The organism is Amphibacillus cookii (assembly GCF_016908375.1).
Taxonomy (GTDB): Bacteria; Bacillota; Bacilli; order Bacillales; family Amphibacillaceae; genus Amphibacillus_C; species Amphibacillus_C cookii.
The window spans coordinates 28,331-45,551 of record NZ_JAFBDS010000007.1; the positions used below are offsets into that span (position 1 = coordinate 28,331).

Annotated in this window: 14 protein-coding genes; 9 read left to right on the forward strand and 5 right to left on the reverse strand. The window is 38.5% G+C overall.

Going from position 1 to position 17,221, the window contains the following annotated elements:
* Window positions 1-211: 211 nt before the first annotated feature.
* A complete protein-coding gene (locus JOE23_RS10940; RefSeq protein ID WP_204438381.1) occupies window positions 212-1,810 on the forward strand; it encodes a xylulokinase in 1,599 nt (532 codons plus the stop codon).
* A 113-nt stretch (window positions 1,811-1,923) separates the two neighbouring features.
* Here the strand turns inward: JOE23_RS10940 and JOE23_RS10945 are convergent, their stop codons facing one another.
* Complete coding sequence (locus tag JOE23_RS10945) at window positions 1,924-2,601, reverse strand: NAD(P)H-dependent oxidoreductase (protein WP_204438382.1); 678 nt, start codon at window positions 2,599-2,601, stop codon at window positions 1,924-1,926.
* 202 nt (window positions 2,602-2,803) lie between these two features.
* Here JOE23_RS10945 and JOE23_RS10950 point away from each other — a divergent pair, with 202 nt between their 5' ends.
* The 3 genes from JOE23_RS10950 to JOE23_RS10960 all read left to right on the forward strand — a co-directional run bounded on the left by JOE23_RS10950 (window position 2,804) and on the right by JOE23_RS10960 (window position 6,051).
* Entirely contained in the window at window positions 2,804-3,931 is a 1,128-nt protein-coding gene (locus JOE23_RS10950) for an NADH-dependent flavin oxidoreductase (protein WP_204438383.1), read from the forward strand.
* A gap of 375 nt (window positions 3,932-4,306) precedes the next feature.
* Window positions 4,307-4,825, forward strand: coding sequence for an NUDIX hydrolase (locus JOE23_RS10955; RefSeq protein WP_204438384.1), 519 nt, complete (start codon window positions 4,307-4,309; stop codon window positions 4,823-4,825).
* A 224-nt stretch (window positions 4,826-5,049) separates the two neighbouring features.
* Entirely contained in the window at window positions 5,050-6,051 is a 1,002-nt protein-coding gene (locus tag JOE23_RS10960; protein ID WP_204438387.1) for a pectate lyase family protein, read from the forward strand.
* 362 nt (window positions 6,052-6,413) lie between these two features.
* Here JOE23_RS10960 and JOE23_RS10965 read toward each other — a convergent pair whose 3' ends face one another.
* Window positions 6,414-7,400 carry a D-isomer specific 2-hydroxyacid dehydrogenase family protein gene (locus JOE23_RS10965; RefSeq protein ID WP_204438388.1) on the reverse strand — a complete coding sequence of 329 codons (987 nt, stop codon included), beginning with the start codon at window positions 7,398-7,400 and terminating at the stop codon, window positions 6,414-6,416.
* Window positions 7,401-7,809: 409 nt separating this feature from the next.
* On the opposite strand from JOE23_RS10965, the gene JOE23_RS10970 reads away from it, so the two are divergent.
* The 3 genes from JOE23_RS10970 to JOE23_RS10980 all read left to right on the forward strand — a co-directional run bounded on the left by JOE23_RS10970 (window position 7,810) and on the right by JOE23_RS10980 (window position 10,604).
* Entirely contained in the window at window positions 7,810-8,712 is a 903-nt protein-coding gene (locus tag JOE23_RS10970; RefSeq protein ID WP_204438389.1) for a PhzF family phenazine biosynthesis isomerase, read from the forward strand.
* 115 nt (window positions 8,713-8,827) lie between these two features.
* Window positions 8,828-9,766 (forward strand): WD40/YVTN/BNR-like repeat-containing protein, encoded by a 939-nt coding sequence (locus JOE23_RS10975; protein ID WP_239585385.1) that lies wholly within the window; start codon window positions 8,828-8,830, stop codon window positions 9,764-9,766.
* A complete protein-coding gene (locus tag JOE23_RS10980) occupies window positions 9,753-10,604 on the forward strand; it encodes a hypothetical protein (RefSeq protein ID WP_204438390.1) in 852 nt (283 codons plus the stop codon). The genes JOE23_RS10975 and JOE23_RS10980 overlap by 14 nt, the downstream gene beginning before the upstream one ends.
* A gap of 120 nt (window positions 10,605-10,724) precedes the next feature.
* Here the strand turns inward: JOE23_RS10980 and JOE23_RS10985 are convergent, their stop codons facing one another.
* Both JOE23_RS10985 and JOE23_RS10990 read right to left on the reverse strand, forming a co-directional pair.
* Window positions 10,725-11,726, reverse strand: coding sequence for a FecCD family ABC transporter permease (locus JOE23_RS10985; RefSeq protein WP_204438391.1), 1,002 nt, complete (start codon window positions 11,724-11,726; stop codon window positions 10,725-10,727).
* Window positions 11,726-12,754, reverse strand: a complete 1,029-nt coding sequence (locus JOE23_RS10990) for a FecCD family ABC transporter permease (protein ID WP_204438392.1) — start codon at window positions 12,752-12,754, stop codon at window positions 11,726-11,728. Before JOE23_RS10990 ends, JOE23_RS10985 begins: the two co-directional genes overlap by 1 nt.
* 200 nt (window positions 12,755-12,954) lie before the next feature.
* Here JOE23_RS10990 and JOE23_RS10995 point away from each other — a divergent pair, with 200 nt between their 5' ends.
* Both JOE23_RS10995 and JOE23_RS11000 read left to right on the forward strand, forming a co-directional pair.
* Window positions 12,955-13,911, forward strand: a complete 957-nt coding sequence (locus tag JOE23_RS10995) for an ABC transporter substrate-binding protein (RefSeq protein ID WP_239585386.1) — start codon at window positions 12,955-12,957, stop codon at window positions 13,909-13,911.
* A 502-nt stretch (window positions 13,912-14,413) separates the two neighbouring features.
* The gene (locus tag JOE23_RS11000; protein WP_204438394.1) at window positions 14,414-15,700 is read left to right on the forward strand and encodes a chloride channel protein; all 1,287 of its coding nucleotides are present in this window, start codon (window positions 14,414-14,416) and stop codon (window positions 15,698-15,700) included.
* A 54-nt stretch (window positions 15,701-15,754) separates the two neighbouring features.
* On the opposite strand, the gene JOE23_RS11005 is transcribed toward JOE23_RS11000, so the two are convergent.
* On the reverse strand, window positions 15,755-17,050 hold the full coding sequence (locus JOE23_RS11005) for a right-handed parallel beta-helix repeat-containing protein (RefSeq protein WP_204438395.1): 1,296 nt from the start codon (window positions 17,048-17,050) through the stop codon (window positions 15,755-15,757).
* Window positions 17,051-17,221 lie beyond the last annotated feature (171 nt).

Genomic DNA, 17,221 nt, shown 5'->3' on the forward strand with positions numbered 1-17,221 from the left:
CAATTTATCAAAAGTCCAGTTAAAATAGAGATTGTAGCCTTTCACTATCTCTATTTTAATGTTAATACTCATAAAAATCCAATATTAACTTGTACGTATATATTTATTGATATATAATAATTAAATAAGTAAGCGCTTTACTTTAATGGCTTTTTTGAACGGTAAAGAGATAAATAAAAAAGAATAGAAGTTTTGGATTGGAGGAGATCGTATGGATAAGGTAAAAGCTGCTATTGAAGCAGGTAAAACAGTATTAGGAATTGAATTAGGATCTACGCGTATCAAAGCGGTTCTTGTTGATCAAGAAAACCAACCGATTGCATCAGGGAGTCATGATTGGGAGAATAGTTACGTTGATCAAATTTGGACCTATAGTACTGAAGAAGTATGGGGCGGGCTCCAAGATAGTTATCAAAAGTTAGCTGCTGAAGTGAAAAGTAGATATGGGGTGGATTTAAAGCGGGTTGGTGCTCTTGGCTTTAGTGCGATGATGCATGGCTATATGGTATTTAATAAATCTGGAGAATTGTTAGTCCCCTTTCGAACGTGGCGAAATAATATAACTGAGCAAGCTGCTACGGCATTGACATCGTTATTTCAGTATAATATTCCGCAAAGATGGAGTATCGCCCACCTTTATCAAGCGATTTTAAATAACGAAGCACATGTGTCTGACATTGATTTTCAAACGACGCTGGCTGGCTATGTGCATTGGAAATTAACCGGTGAGAAAGTTTTAGGCATAGGAGAAGCGTCAGGGATGTTTCCGATTGACCTTGCTACAAAGGATTTTAATGCGAGAATGATCAACCAGTTTAATCAACAAGTCCGTGATAAACAACTGAATTGGAAGCTTGAGGAGATCCTACCTGAGGTCCGATTTGCTGGTGAGGAAGCTGGGCGCTTAACAGAAGAAGGAGCGAAATTGCTTGATCCAACTGGTGAGCTTGAAGCAGGCATTCCGCTTTGTCCGCCAGAGGGTGATGCAGGCACGGGGATGGTTGCAACCAATAGTGTTGCGAAGCGGACAGGTAACGTTTCAGCAGGGACTTCTGTGTTTGCGATGGTGGTTTTGGAACAGGAATTGTCAAAAGTCTACCCTGAAATAGATCTAGTCACAACGCCAACCGGACATTTAGTTGCGATGGCACATGCAAATAATTGTACCTCTGATTTAAATGCTTGGGTACGTCTATTTGCCGAGTATTCAGAGGCAATCGGCGTAGAGGTTGACCTAAACAAACTATATGAAACCCTCTATCAAAAAGCTTTACAAGGTGATGTAGATGGCGGAGGTTTACTTGCTTATGGCTATTTATCAGGTGAACATATGACCCATTTTGAAGAAGGGCGTCCGCTATTTGTTCGTACGGCAGATAGTCGATTTAACTTGGCTAACTTTATGCGCACCCACCTGTATGCTGCGTTAGGTGCTATGAAAATCGGGATGGATATTTTACTTAAACAAGAAACGGTTAAACTAGAAGAAATGCATGGACATGGGGGACTATTTAAAACCAAAGGTGTTGGTCAGCGCATGATGGCAGCCGCATTAAACACTCCAGTATCTGTAATGGAAACAGCCGGAGAAGGTGGAGCCTGGGGCATTGCTATTTTAGCCGCTTACCTGATCAATAAGCAGGAAAATGAAGGCTTAGATCAATTTTTAACAAACAGAGTATTTGTTGAACAATCAGGTGACATTGTTAAACCAAACCCTGAAGATGTTAAAGGGTTTGAACAATTTATTGAACGCTATAAAACAGGTTTACCGATTGAAAGAGCGGCGATTGATTATTTAGGTAATTAAGTGCTAGAAAAAGCGACAGAAAATACTGTCGCTTTTTAATTTTACTAACCATCTCTTATGATGTAAAAATGATTTTTATTCCTTATGTGACCGCATTGAACGTAACCTTTTTATCACTTAACCCAGTGAACGATGTCTTCAATCGATTTTCTGGTTTTAGGTAAAGGGTCTTGAACCCGGTATCCAAAAGCCACCATGACTGCAACACCTAAATGACCATCTTCCAGCAATCCTTCTTTATCTAATAAATCCGTCACTTTTTGATAATGGAAGCCTTCAATAGGACATGAATCAATACCCATTTGGGCAGCGGCAGTCATCATATTAGCTAAAGCAATATAGCACTGTTTACATGACCAATCAAAGAAGGCACGATCACTCTCTGCCAAATTCATATCGACTTCTTGAAAGGCTTTATATTTTTGTTGCATTTGGTCGATTAATTCCACAGGGAAGTTCTTAACATTTGTATAATGATTTTTTACATAATCGCTGTCATATTTTACATCTTTGATATTTCGAGCAAGGATAATGACAAAATGGCTAGCGGAATCGAGTTGCCCTTGTGCACCTGGTGCCATCTGCTTTAACTTGTCTTTCAAATCACTATTATCAACGACGAGGAATTTCCATGGCTCTAGTCCAATTGAGCTAGGGGAAAGTCTCGCAGTTTCAAGGATAAAATCAAAATCATCAGCACTAATTTTCTTACTAGAGTCAAATTGTTTAGTCGCATGTCTAAACTGAAAAGCATCAAGAATACTTGCTTTGGCATTTGTATCGTTATTCATATATCGTACGCTCCCACCATAAAATGATAATCTAATATTTATAGTATCGCACGGTCCTCCCCTCCATTCAAGAAAAAAACAATAATAGATTAATTATCCACATTATATATAACAAGTATTTTAAATGGTTCAGTTAAATATTTTGAAATTAGCATCAAAATTAACTAAGATAAGTATACAAATCTAAAGGAGGTTATTTGTAATGAATGAAAAGTATAAATCATTGTTTGAACACTTTACATTTAAAAGTGGCGTCAATATAAAAAATCGCTTGTTTATGGCACCAATGACTAATTTTTCTTCGGATGATAAAGGAATGGTGACTGATGAAGAGCTTGCTTATTACAAAGTGCGATCTGGCGGTGTCGGTGCAGTGATAACAGCGGTAGCCTATGTAACGCCTGGAGGTAAAGGATTTATCAATGAAATTAGTGCTGCTTCTGATCAAATGATTCCAAGTTTAAAACAATTAGCCAATACAATAAAAGGCGAGGGAGCTAAGGCTATTTTACAAATTTTCCATGCAGGGAGAATGGCACCACCTGACTTATTACCAGATAATCAACCTACAAGTGCGAGTGCTGTTGCACCACTCCGTCCAGGTGCCGTTGTACCGCGTGAATTATCAGCACAAGAGATTGAATCAATTATTGAGGATTTCGCTGAAGCGACGCGCCGGGCAATTGAAGCTGGATTTGATGGGGTTGAAATACATGGTGCCAATACTTACTTAATACAACAATTTTTCTCTCCTCATTCAAATAGAAGATCCGATCAGTGGGGCGGAACATTAGATAAGAGGATGAAGTTTCCAATCGCTGTCATAGACGCTGTTAAAAAATCTGTAGCTAAACATGCGAATAAGCCATTTATTGTTGGTTATCGCCTTTCTCCAGAGGAAGCAGAGAACCCAGGTATAACAATGGAAGACACCTTAGTATTTGCGGATAAGCTCAGTCAACAAGGGCTTGATTATCTTCACATTTCGGTGCAGGACTTTTGGCAGGGGTCGATTCGGGACGATGATGATAAACAATCACGTATTTTGAAAATCCACGAGCGGATAGGAAATCGCATACCAATTATTGGTGTTGGTTCACTTTATTCAGCAGAGGATGTTAAATCAGCAAAAGCTACAGGTGTGCCATTAATTGCATTAGGGCGCGAATTAATAGTTGATCCTAAGTGGGTTCAGAAGCTGGAAGAGGGAAATGAACATAAAATTGATACGACGTTAACCAAAAATGACCAAGAACGATTAGTTGTCCCAGATCAATTATGGCAAGCAATTATCAATAGACCAGGCTGGTTCCCGGTTGTCGAAAAATAAAGATAGAGGTTGGGACAAAAGTAAAAGACATAAGATCAAATGCGAATGATCCGTTTGTTTTGTGAATGGATCATTCGTCTTTATTATATTAAAACGAATGATACCAAATGGCAGAGGAAATATGCGACACTCTAGCGGGAATAGGATGAGCTGAAGATCCACTTGAGGCGTGAGCTTTGCGCCTCAAGTTAGCTGAATTCATCCCCGCGAAAAGCGAATTCCTTGCTTTTCGGAACGACATAACGTGCTAAACGTATGAGAAGGTCGTATGCGGCACATCCATGCATAAGTAAATCCAATGATTAGCGAAAAATGACGCTCAACGCTCAACTGATAAGTGTGTTACTCTTATACTAACTAGTGAGGAGGTCTAAAATGGAAATCTGGGATATCTATGATAAAGATAAAAGGTTAACCGGGGAAACGATAGAAAGAGGAGATAGCCTCAAACAACAAGACTATCATCTTGTTGTTCATGTTTGTATTTTTAATACAAACAGTGAGATGCTGATTCAGCAAAGACAATCTTTTAAAAAAGGATGGTCAAATCTTTGGGATATTACTGTAGGGGGAAGTGCGGTGTCAGGTGATACAAGCCAGATAGCTGCAGAAAGGGAAGTTTTAGAGGAAATAGGTTACGTCATCAATCTCTCCAATTGTCGACCTTCTTTAACGATCCATGCAGATGATGCTTTTGATGATATTTATTTGTTAGAAGAAGATTTAGATATTAAACAATTAAAACTTCAATATGAAGAAGTGCAAAATGTGAAGTGGGCAACAGAACAAGAGATTATAAGTTTGGTGAATGAAGGCAAATTTATTCCCTATCATAAGAGTTTTATTTCTTTACTATTTGAAATGAGAAAATATCGTGGTGTACATAAACGTTAATGATAAACGGATATAATGTCATGAGTCATCTGGTATAACAACTACCGTGCAATTGATTAATTTCAATAATATGTTATTAAATGACTATAATATGTAGAAATGATTATTTAAAGAAAGCGCTAACGTGATATGATATCATTAGTTAAAGTAGAAAGGAGGGCAGTGTTTTTCGCATCTGTGTATCAGCGTTCAGTTTATAAAATTTTAAATAAGGACGTGATAAGATGGTGAGAATAGGGTTAAAGAAGTTCGTGTTGATCTGTTTAATCGTTGCTTTTGCGTGTGGGCTTTCTTTCCAATCGGTTTCCGCCAGGACACCTGATTTTAGTATGAGAGGTTTTGCTACGTTTAATGGTGGAACGACGGGTGGTGAAGGTGGAGATGTTGTGACTGTTCGAACGGGAAATGAATTAGTCCGAGCTCTAAAGAACAAAAACCCGAATAGACCATTAAAAATCTATGTTGATGGAACGGTTACTCCGAATAACACATCAGAGAATAAAATTGATATTAAAGATGTGTCAAATGTTTCTGTTGTAGGAGTAGGTAGAAATGGTGTGTTAAGTGGAATAGGTATTAAAGTCTGGCGTGCAAATAACGTTATTATTCGCAACTTAACGATTCATGAAGTCAATATTGGTGATAAAGATGCGATTAGTATTGAAGGACCATCAAGCAATATTTGGGTTGATCACAATGAGCTTTATGCAAGTCTCAATGTTCATAAAGACTATTATGATGGTCTTTTTGATGTGAAACGTGATGCATACAATATCACTTTCTCTTGGAATTATGTCCATGACAGTTGGAAAGCGATGTTAATGGGCTCATCCGATAGTGATCATGCAGCCCGGAATATTACCTTTCATCATAACCATTTCCAAAATCTAAATTCACGCGTGCCAAGCTTGCGCTTTGGAAAAGCACACATTTACAATAACTACTTTGAAGGTGTGATTGATACAGGTATTAACGCACGGATGGGCGCGGAAGTTCTTGTTGAAAACAATGTGTTTGAGAACTCAAATAATCCGTTAGGTTTCTGGTACAGTAATCAAACCGGTTACTGGAATGTATCAAACAACCAATATATCAATAGCACCGGTAGTCAACCGACATGGTCAACAACAAATTACACTGTACCTTATCAATATCATTTAACACCAGTACAAGATGTGAAAGCACTAGTCAGCCAATATGCTGGTGTGGGTGTGGTTCAACCTTAACATAATACTAAAGAAACCGAATGATGATTTCATTCGGTTTCTTTAGTATTAAGTGAATAGGTGTTTTTCTTATCGTATCTGTTGCTTTAAAAGTTTGATATGTTACATGAGAATAACGCTTTTAAAACGAGGTGTGCTCAAACCAGTACCACTTGAGAATACTAGCAAGTACATCCGCCTAGAGGCGAGCAACTGCCTTTTATCATAGATAGCCGTCCGTCCCCCCTCAAAATAGAGCGTAGAGCAAATCGATTCAGGGGGGATAACGGACACTAATGTCCGGATTCACTCAACGAACCTGCAATCAGTGGAAGAAGTACGAAAAATCAAACGGATTGAAGGTTCGTTTTATAAAAAAATCTTCACACGATGAGATATGGATTTTCTTTTCCTTTTAGTCCGAGTATTAAGCTTTCCAATCCACTTCTCACCATTGCATCGGTTGCTTCTTCTGTAAAAAAGGCATAATGTTGGGTAAAGATAACATTTGGGAATTGTTTTAAATAAAAGAGTGGCCGTTTATTGATAATTCGTGTGCCAATGTCAAAATGCGAAATACCTGTTTCTTCTTCTAACGTGTCAAGACCTGCCCCTCCAATCCACTCACTTTCTAAACCATCAATTAAATCTTCTGAGTTGACTAATCCGCCTCTTGATGTATTAATGAGTAGCACATTTTTTTTCATTTTCTTGATGGTTTCTTTATTGATGAGGTGATGATTTTCTTCGGTCAATGGAATATGAAGTGAAATAATATCACTTTGTTTAAGTAAAGTATCCAAATCAACATACTCAGCATATGTTTCAACATCAGTTACTGCCGTCTTATTATAAGCAAGTATTTTGCAACCGAAGCCGCTTAAAATCTCGATGACCGATTGTCCAATTTTTCCTGTTCCAATTATTCCAACCGTCATACTTCTTAATTCTTTTCCTTGTAAGCCATCTAAAGAAAAATCATTAACGAGTGCACGGCAGATCGACACTTTTATTTTGCGAATGAGCATCAGCATAATCATAACGGTAAATTCAGCTACATTATAAGGCGGATAGTGGGCATTACTAACGCTAATACCTAGTGACTGAGCGCTCTCAATATCAATGTGATCATAGCCAATTGTGCGTGTTGATAAGTGTTCAATACCAAAGCTATGTAATGTGTTTAAGATTTCCGCATTAATTTCGCTGTGTGCTAAGACATTGACAGCATCGAATCCTTTAGCTAAGTTAACATTTTCCATCGTTAGCGGTTTATTAATCGTAGTTAGCTGCTCAAGATTATAAGACTGTTTAGCCTTTAAAAAACTCTCTTCTTCAAAAGGTAAGACATTGTAAGCAATAATTTTCATTTCAATTTGCTCCTTTTTATTTAATAATATAACTGTAAAAGCCCAAACGTTAATATCTCTGTCATTCTTAATGCCGTTCAAAGGTAATCATAAATACCTTAAACCCATTAATAAGAGCGTTAAGATTGAATAAATGTCAGCCATACGATATGAGGCAGGAGTAAAATGGCCACCAGTTATATTATACATAAAATTCCAGAGTTTTCTAGCGACTTTGGCAGATTATCTACCGTGTTATTTCCAATATCACTCTGATAAAGTGTATGTTTAACTAATCTATTTTCTATTATCCTTCTATGACAAATGTTTAGAACTCTTTGTATAGCTGATGTTTTTTACACCAAGGGAGATGAGTGATATACTTACAGCAAAAAGCCTCGTTAACGCTTTTAAAAAAGAAGGAAAAGATATGAAATCTGTAAAGGTTTATCATTATGATGCTTTTAGCAAACAACCTAATAAAGGGAACCCTGCTGGAGTTGTCTTGGATGGAGATGCATTAACAGATGTTCAAATGCAAGAGCTTGCGTTTAAAGTGGGCTTTAATGAAACGGCCTTTGCTGTTAAATCAGAAGTGGCCGATTTAAGGTTACGCTTTTTCACGCCAGGGCATGAAATGAATTTATGTGGACATGCAACAATGGCAACAATTTATGCGTTAAAAACAAAAGGCTTATTAAGCGATAAAAAAGATTTAACCATTGAAACCAAGGCAGGAATTCTACCTGTAACGATTGATTCTACTCGTGAAAAAGGAATATCGATAACGATGAACCAAGCACGACCAAAATTCAAACCATTCCATGGTTCAGTAAGAAATTTAGCTGATGCGCTAGGAATAGCAGAAAACGACATCAATAATGATTTACCTATTCTTTATGGGAGTACAGGTACTTGGACGTTATTAGTTCCAATTAAAAGCTTAAATGTTTTCGCTAAAATGAAACCGAACAATAAGGATTTCCCTTTGATTTTGCAAGAAATGCCGAAGTCATCTGTTCATCCATTCTGCACTGAAACTTATCACCCTAATGCTGATATGCATGCGAGGCACTTCTCTTCGCCGTATTCGGGTACGATCGAAGACGCAGTAACAGGTACAGCCTCAGGTGTTATGGGCGCTTATTTTGCTAAATACATAAATAACACTACTCAAAACGCACTAAATCTTAGCGTTGAGCAAGGTCATGAAAGTGGAAAAGACGGTCGGGTTGGCGTGAAAATGACTAAGCATGGTGAATCTTATCGTGTAAAAATCACTGGGAGCGCCGTTTTTGTAAAAGATTTTGAAATAACTTTAGCAGATAGTTAATCTTAATTAGATTGTATAAAATAAGAAAAGTAGAATGTTTAGCTGATAAAAGTGCGAGATTGATTTTTTAGAATAGGTTTTAACATTATCACTCCTAATATATGGAGGGGTGTTTTTGTTAATCTATAACGGAAAAGGTGATGTTGTGAAAAAAATCTTACTTAGCTTATCACTATTGATTTTATCTGGATTGACGATTGGATTGATCTTATACGAACAATTAGAGCCATTGTATCTTGAACAAGTCAATCAGTCACAAGAAGATGAGATTAATCAAGAAGAAGCAAGTGCTCTGAATCCAGTAAATCATGGTGATCCCATTGTATATAGCTTAGAAAACGACGAACTTAACCTAAGTTTTAATCAAGGCATCGATTGGGTTCCCGTTCCCGTTGAGACCAATTTGCTGTTTAGCGGTGATTATAATGGAAGTAAGCAAGAATTAATTGATAATAGCTATGTTTTAGAACAGAACTATTTAGCATTTTTATATGCGGATCATAACGTGCGATTAATGCAAACACGTGACAAAGGCGAGACATGGGAACCGATCGTAATTATAGAAGACTTTCCAGGTATACGCTTTCGGAAGGTCGACATGCTTAATGATAGCTTTGGTTACGTGATCGTTACAGGTGATCGTACCATGTCGTCAGAAGGAACATTGATATATGTTACGGATGATCAGGGTGAAAGCTGGTCGAAGGTAAATAGTGCTGAGACGACGCGCTTACTGTATGATGGAGGTTTTATAGATGAGCAAACAGGTTTCCTTTCTTATGGCACGATTAATCCGGAACAACCAGATCTCTTTGTGACAAATGATCGTGGTGAGACATGGAATCAAGCAGTTTTTCAAACGCCAGAAGCATACCAAGATATTTTTGTTACGGCGGAAATGCCGTTTAGTGATGAAGAACAATTGATTATTCATGTAAATCAAGGACCTAACGGGGATTATCAAGGTGGGTTAGTAAAAGGGAAGTATACATCTGATGATCATGGTCAAACTTGGGAATTTGTAGGAGAGGTGGCTGGTGATGAAGTCCAATAATAGCAGATTAGTGATGCTTTTAGGCTGGCTTGCTTTACTTGGGGCGATGGGTTTGTTCTGTCTCCAAGCTGGGTATTTTTTGATCCATCATCGTTATCAAGTTGAATATGTAGATAATCGTTTGTTCTATTTCATTAACATCTTAGCTGTCATTTTGTTGTTAATTAGTTTACTATTATTCCTTCGGTTAAGTGGTAAAGTAAGGGGGTTGATCATCGGTATAGTTGTAGTATTCATCATCGTTAATGTCGCTTTGATGCAATTAAGTCAACAACATATACAAAATATTATTAGCTTGTCACCGAATCTAGAAAATACTTTAGTGATAAAGCAGGATCAAGAGCAAAGAGAGGCGATATATTATCGAACACAATACTATCTATTTGCGCGTCCGCATCAACGTTTACCTAAACAGGCGGAAAGCCAATACAAGATAGACTGGTTAACCGAGGATGTTGTTGCTGTTACTTATCAAACAATGACAGATTCGATAGAGCAGTTTGTTGGTACATACGGTGATCGAGGTGATGGTATTTCATATTACGAAGTAGGGGTTCAGATTCAAGGGGAATGGGCAGGTGAAGAAACCCACGTCAACGTTGGATCAGAGGGTATTCAAATTGATTATCAACAACAAAGTGAATGGTTCGAATGGAATGATGTCGTTCAGTTTGGTACACTGGCTATTGTTTTATCCAATCAAGATGGACCTGCTTGGACGATAGTGTTAAACGAAGGTTATCAAATTTATGATGCAGAGAATAACCCACCCGAAGGTGAGATTACCCTTTATCAAGTAACCATGGAAGAGCATCCACCGATTATTCTTAAACGTTAGGTGCTTTTTTGATGACAGAATGATCGAACTTATTATTCCGACCGTTAAGAACGATGGATGCATTCAATATTCTAGTTAAGAGCTGGACCGGAGACGGTTAATTTAATGGGTAGCTTACTCTCATTGACGTACTAATAGATAAATAAAGTAGGGTGCACCGATACAAGAAACCACTAGACCAACAGGGATTTCTGATGGGGCAAGGATAGATCTTGCTATCGCATCTGATATTAATAGAAGCAATGCTCCAATCAGTGCCATGTTAGGTAATGAAACATGATGGTTTGACCCAACAAGTGCCTTAGTAAGGTGTGGAACGATAAGGCCTAGGAAAGCAATACCACCTCCAACGGCGACACAAGCTCCTGCTAAAGCTACAGAAACAAATAACAGCTTTGTTCTTTCCTGCTCAAGGTTGATTCCTAATCCAATGGCTACTTGGTCACCTAGTAAAAAAATATTTAAAAAGCGGGCTTTATAAATAACATAGGGGATTAAAATAACAATCCACGGTAACAGCGAGACAACGTATGTCCAACTGGTTCCTTGGATATCCCCCGATAGCCAAACGGTCGCTTGCATAAAATCATTAGGGTGCATACGTAACTGGAAAATAATCAGTGCCGCTCCAAAAGCAGCATTTATACCAATCCCAACTAATAAAAGGCGGGCAGGAGCTAGCCCATTTTTCCATGCTAAAAGGTAAATGATACAGGCGGCTAGAAGTGCACCGACCAGTGCTACAAAGGGCATAATAAATATAGAATAAGGTTGTAAAGATAGCGTGGTATTTCTCAGGAAATAAATAAATAAAACAACGGCAAGTCCAGCGCCTGAATGAATACCTAATATGCTAGGATCAGCTAATTCGTTTTGAGTAATACTTTGTAAAATAGCACCAGAAATCGCAAGTCCAGCTCCTATTAATAAAGCAATAATGATTCGAGGTAAGCGAAAATCAATTAATATAAGCTGATTTTGCTCAGTACCTGCCCCGACCAATACTTTAAAGATATCTAGCCAATCAATTTTAATATAACCCGTATTTAAACTGATAAAAAAACTAATAATCGTAAGTAGAACGACAACGATCATAACGAAATAAGGCTTTTTCCCTCTCATTATAGTCCTCTCCTATCTGACCGAGCCAAAAATAGAAAAAAAGGGACGCCGACTAATGCGGTAATGGCCCCAACTGGTGTTTCAAAAGGAGGATTGATCATTCTTGCCCCAAGATCAGCCAACACAAGTAGCAAGGCACCTAATATAGCGGAACAAGGAATAATCCAACGGTAATCAAGCCCCACTAAAAAGCGCGTAATATGAGGAATGACTAAACCTATAAATCCAATTGTGCCTGCAACCGCCACAGCCGATCCAGTTAATAGTAATACGACAATTATAGCTGTCGTTTTCACTAGCTTTGTGCGCTGACCTAACCCAATTGCCAATTCTTCACCAAAACTAAGCATCGTGAGAGAACGTGAAATAAACAGTGCTAAACTAATCCCAATTAAAGCGACGGGTATCATGATCTGAATGCTGATCCATCTTGTTCCAGCTATACCCCCAGCAAACCAAAAACTGATATCGCGTGCAACGTCAAAATGAATGGCAAGTGCTGTTGATAGAGACTGTAGAAAAGTAGAAATAGCTGTTCCTGCTAAGGCAAGCTTAACGGGGGACAAGCCTGTCTTTGACAATTGTCCAATTAAAAAGACAAGCCCTGCTCCAAATCCTGCCCCAATGAAAGCCCAAATCATTAATCCCATTTGAGAGATGGTTGAAAAAAAGGCAAAAGCAATGGCAATCATAAAAGCAGCCCCAGCTGAAACCCCCATAATAGATGGGGAAGCAAGTGGATTTTGTGTTATCCCTTGCATAATAACCCCTGAAATAGCTAAAAAAGCACCTACTAAAGCTGCAGCCAGCACACGTGGGAGACGCAGCTCGTAAATAATTTGGTGTGTCGTTAAGTCAGGATTAAATTGAGTGAGGCTCTCCCATATTGTTGATAATTCAATATCGACAGCACCATGAATAATCGAGAACGTCATACTTAATATAAGTAAGATGATTCCGACTATTAAAGTGGTAGAGCCTACTGCAGTCCGATTCGCTATTTGAATATTGTTCTTATTAGCATTCATAGTGTTCCATCCTTAAGTCATGTTGAATGATTTTCATTCTCATTTAGTATAGTCGCCGAAAATAAATGGGTCAATAAAATTTTAAGGAAGAGAGGCTGCTTTTATTTTTAAAAAGTATGATAATTTATGAAAAAAACTTGTAATTGAGAATGAAAATTGTTATCATTTATTTTGACTTAAGTACATTGGAGGATGCAATGATGAATAAACGTTTAATAAAGCTATCTTTTAATTTTTTTATATTAATGCTATTTGTTTTAGTTGGTTGTGCTAATGATCAAAAAGAAACGGCGAATCAGAACGATCAAGAAGAAGCGACACGAATCCTAACAGATGCTGTTGGCAATCAAGTAGAGGTGCCGGAGCAGCCAGAACGAGTCATTGCTTCTTATTTAGAAGATCATTTGGTTGCACTTGGTATAACGCCTGTTGCGCAATGGTCGGTTGCTGACGGCACTTCAGTACAAGATTATTTACAGGAATATTTGGAGGGTGTAGATACGATTCCACATGACCTCCCATTAGAAGCGGTATCAAGCTTCAATCCGGATCTAATTATCATGGAGTCCCAAGCGTCTGTTGATAATGGCACATATGAACAGTATGATCGAATAGCCCCTACTTATATTGTAGGTGAGCAAACGAATGATGATTGGCGGGAAAGCTTAAGGCGAATTGCTGAAGTGTTCGATCTTGAGTCAGAAGCGGAAGATGTGTTAAATGATTATAGTGAAAAAGCCACAGAAGCTGCTGATAAAATTAATCAAGCAATTGGAGATCAGTCTGTGGCGGCTATTTGGCTTGTTGGTGGTCAGTTTTATATCGTAGGTAAAAATGTCTCAAGTGGTGCGGTATTGTATGAGGATTTAGCGATTACTACACCTCGTGTTGTGGAAGAGATTTCGAGCACGGCTACTGCTAACTGGTCTGATATCTCTTTAGAAGCGTTAGCGGATCTTGATGCTGATCACCTTTTCTTAATCAATAGCGATAATGAAGAAAGTACTGAACTGTTTGATGACCCTCTGTGGAAAAACATACCAGCTGTGCAAAATAATAATGTTTATCAATATGGTGCTGATACCGCTTGGTTATATGCTGGTGCGATCGCTAATGAACAAATTATTGATGCCATTTTATCAAGTATAATAGAGTAAATGCTAGCTAAATCCATTTGCATTTCTTCAAGGACGATACTTAGAAAGTTAACAACAACTTTGTATCGTTCTTTTTTGTGCGTTAGCCTTTCTAAACGCTTTTGAATAGTGATTAAAATTTGTAAGCTGATCGACTCGTTTATCACAGATAATCGTCCGTAAACCGCCTCCCTCAAACATACATAGCAGTGGTCGAGCTGATTAGCTGGGCGGTTACGGACGCTAATGTCTGGATTCACTCAGCTAACCATCAGTGGTTGGGTAAGATCGTAGACTAAGCCCGTCACATCCTTAAGAAGGTTTACAGACTAAGCCCGCCACGTCCTGTGGCAACGTCTGCATGACCTACATCCTGTAGGCCTTCGCTCACTGATTGAAGGTTCGTTTTATCGAATAATTGAAATCGCTACTATCACCTGACGAACTTCTATGTTATAATTTCATTTCTTAAAAAAATTTTCAATTCTTTGTGACAAGGTTCGTGTGAAGGGAGTGAATGGGAATGCTCAATATGACAAAATATGTTAATGGATATATGATAAAATGGTTATTTTTTGCAACATTAGTTGGTATTGGTGGCGGTATTTCTGCTTTAGCATTAAATGCAGTGATTGATTTTGTTTCTTATTGGGGCGTGATGTTACCGTTTTGGTTAGCACCGGTGATTGGTGGGACCATCGTTTCGATTCTTTATCGATTTGACCCCAATGTTTTAGGTTCAGGTACGCCTAAGTATATTGACGGTGTTAATTTATATCAAGGGGAAATTACGCGCCGAACATGGTTAACGAAATTATTGGCTTCTTCTGCAACGATCGGTTTTCAAGGTAGTGGCGGGGTGGAAGGTCCCATGGTATTGATGGGGGGAAGCCTGGGTAATTTTATTGAAAAAATTCCACTTTTTAAGCGGTGGTTAGATAAAGAGGATCGCAGAATATTAACGGTTTGTGGTGCAGCCGGTGCCATTGGTGCCATCTTTCGCTCACCTTTAGGTGGCGGAATATTTGCTGCAGAGCTGTTATATAAGACATCATTACATTATAGTGATATGTTCCCAGCTATTCTTTCTTCTACCGTCGGATTTGTTATTTACAGTACGGTGGGGGATGCGAATCCATTATTTGCAATGCCTGATTACCAAACGAACCCGGCCAATATTTTATATTACGCTTTAGCCGGTTTGTTAGCTGGCTATGCTTCTGTATGGTTTATGAAAATATTTCATAAAACGGAAGAGTGGGGTGATTGGTTAGTAAGTAAGGGCGTGCGTCATTACCTTCCTGTATTAGGCGGAGCTTTAACAGGAATTATGCTAATTTTCTTTCCTGAGGTGGCAGGTACCGGAACGGCATTTATCCAAAATTTGATTGATGCTTCATTTGGAACATGGTTTTTAATCGCCATACTTGTGGCAAAGATGTTAGCAAGTTCTTTCACAATAGGTTTCCGTGGAAGCGCTGGTTTAGTGATACCAGCGCTATTTATCGGCGCCGTTAGTGGCAGTATTTTAAGCAATGTGTTTGTGGGTGGCGGCAATGGTCTGAGCAATGCCTTAATTATTTCTGGGATGGCCGCTAGTCTTGCGAGCATTGCTAATGTTCCTATTGCCGCTGCGGTACTGCTGATTGAAATGGTTGGTTTTCAAGTTGGAGGTTCTGCGGTCGTTGGAAGTGTGATGGGGTATATTGTAGGTCATCGTAGAATGGTATACATTAATATGCGACATGATGATCCTGACTATCGAGCAGCTAAGGAATTTAGAAAATTAGATCGTTATTTTGAGAAATAAAGGTTAACAATGTATAACAGGGACATACTGCACAAAAGTATGTCCCTTTCTTTATTAATACTCTGAATAAGGAACGGCTCCGATATCGGGTGCTGTACCGGTAAAAGGTTCACCTATATCTATCCCACCATTAACAAGAAAGCTGTCAGGTCGGGGTTCAAATAGACGAATATTCGGCAATGCACCATCAGCTTGTCGTGGTAATTTGGCTAATGAGGTATCGACCGTAAAGAACATATGTTCTGAAACGTTTGCGATTTGCCAACTGTTTGCTTGTTGAATCGATCCACTAGCAATACGGACATTGACTGGAGATACACCATTCAAATTATTAATAAAAACATGTTGCCCACTATGAGTTGGGTGATTAGGAAAGTCAAAATTACGCCCGTTTTGAGAAATCCCATTGTTATAACCGGTGTTATGGATAAGTGTTAACGCACCTGTATTATTGTTATGATCAAAGCCTTTGCTGTGATTATCAAAGGCGACATTCCTTTTGACAATATGATCTCCAGCAATATGATTGCCACCAAGCTTAAAGCCATTTCCGTTTCCTTCAAAATTGGGGTGGTTCCAAATGGCAGGATTTCCATTGCCAAAAGACCAGTTATTTTCTAATGTAATGCTACTACTTGCCATCCATAGATCAAACCCATCATCTGAATTCTCCCATGCTCGATTGCCAACGAAGACATTACCGGGTCCAAGTGCTTCATACTTAGCCGCAAATCCATCAGACATATTGCCGACGCGTCCTCGAAGGTTAAAGTTTCGATAACTGTCATTATTTTTAATGATGTTATAAGAACCGTCCTCTAAATGTACCCCTGTTAATCGATTTTCATAAGCTTGGCACCGTTCAATAATGTTATAACTTCCATGGATTCGAAAACCATTTCCACCTGCTCCTGTTACATGTATCCCACTAATATGCCAATGGTCCCCATTTAACCGAATCCCGTCTCGACCGGGTAGCTCTTCTTGAGCCCAGAAATTAAAGATGGGTATTTCATTAGGGTAAGCAACGATAGTAATTGGCTTATCAGAAGTTCCACTTCGATTGATATCAATACGTGTGTGTTCATAATAGGTTCCCCCACGTATGACGAAGACATCACCTGGTTCAGCTAAATTTACCGCATGTTGAAGTGTTGCAAGAGGAGAGCCTTCTGTTCCTGAAGCATGATCACTCCCACTAGGTGATATATAAAACGTCTGTTTACCGTCTGATATAGACAAGGTTTGCTCGCTAGCAGTAGTTGCAAGTCGTGGTAGGAAGAATAAAAATAATAGGAATAGAGACGACATGATAATAATAACGTGAGACGAATGCAATTTTCTTAACATTATCTTTCCTCCTATAAAGTGGATATAGTTTATTTCTCCAAATATTGTCTATTCCCTGTTAAAAATAAATATTTTTTTATTTATCACAGATAAGCGTCCGTCGCAGTGAGAAACGTAACGATGTTATCAAGGCTGTGATTCAGAGAAAAGGGTGTAAGTGAAGAATTCTAT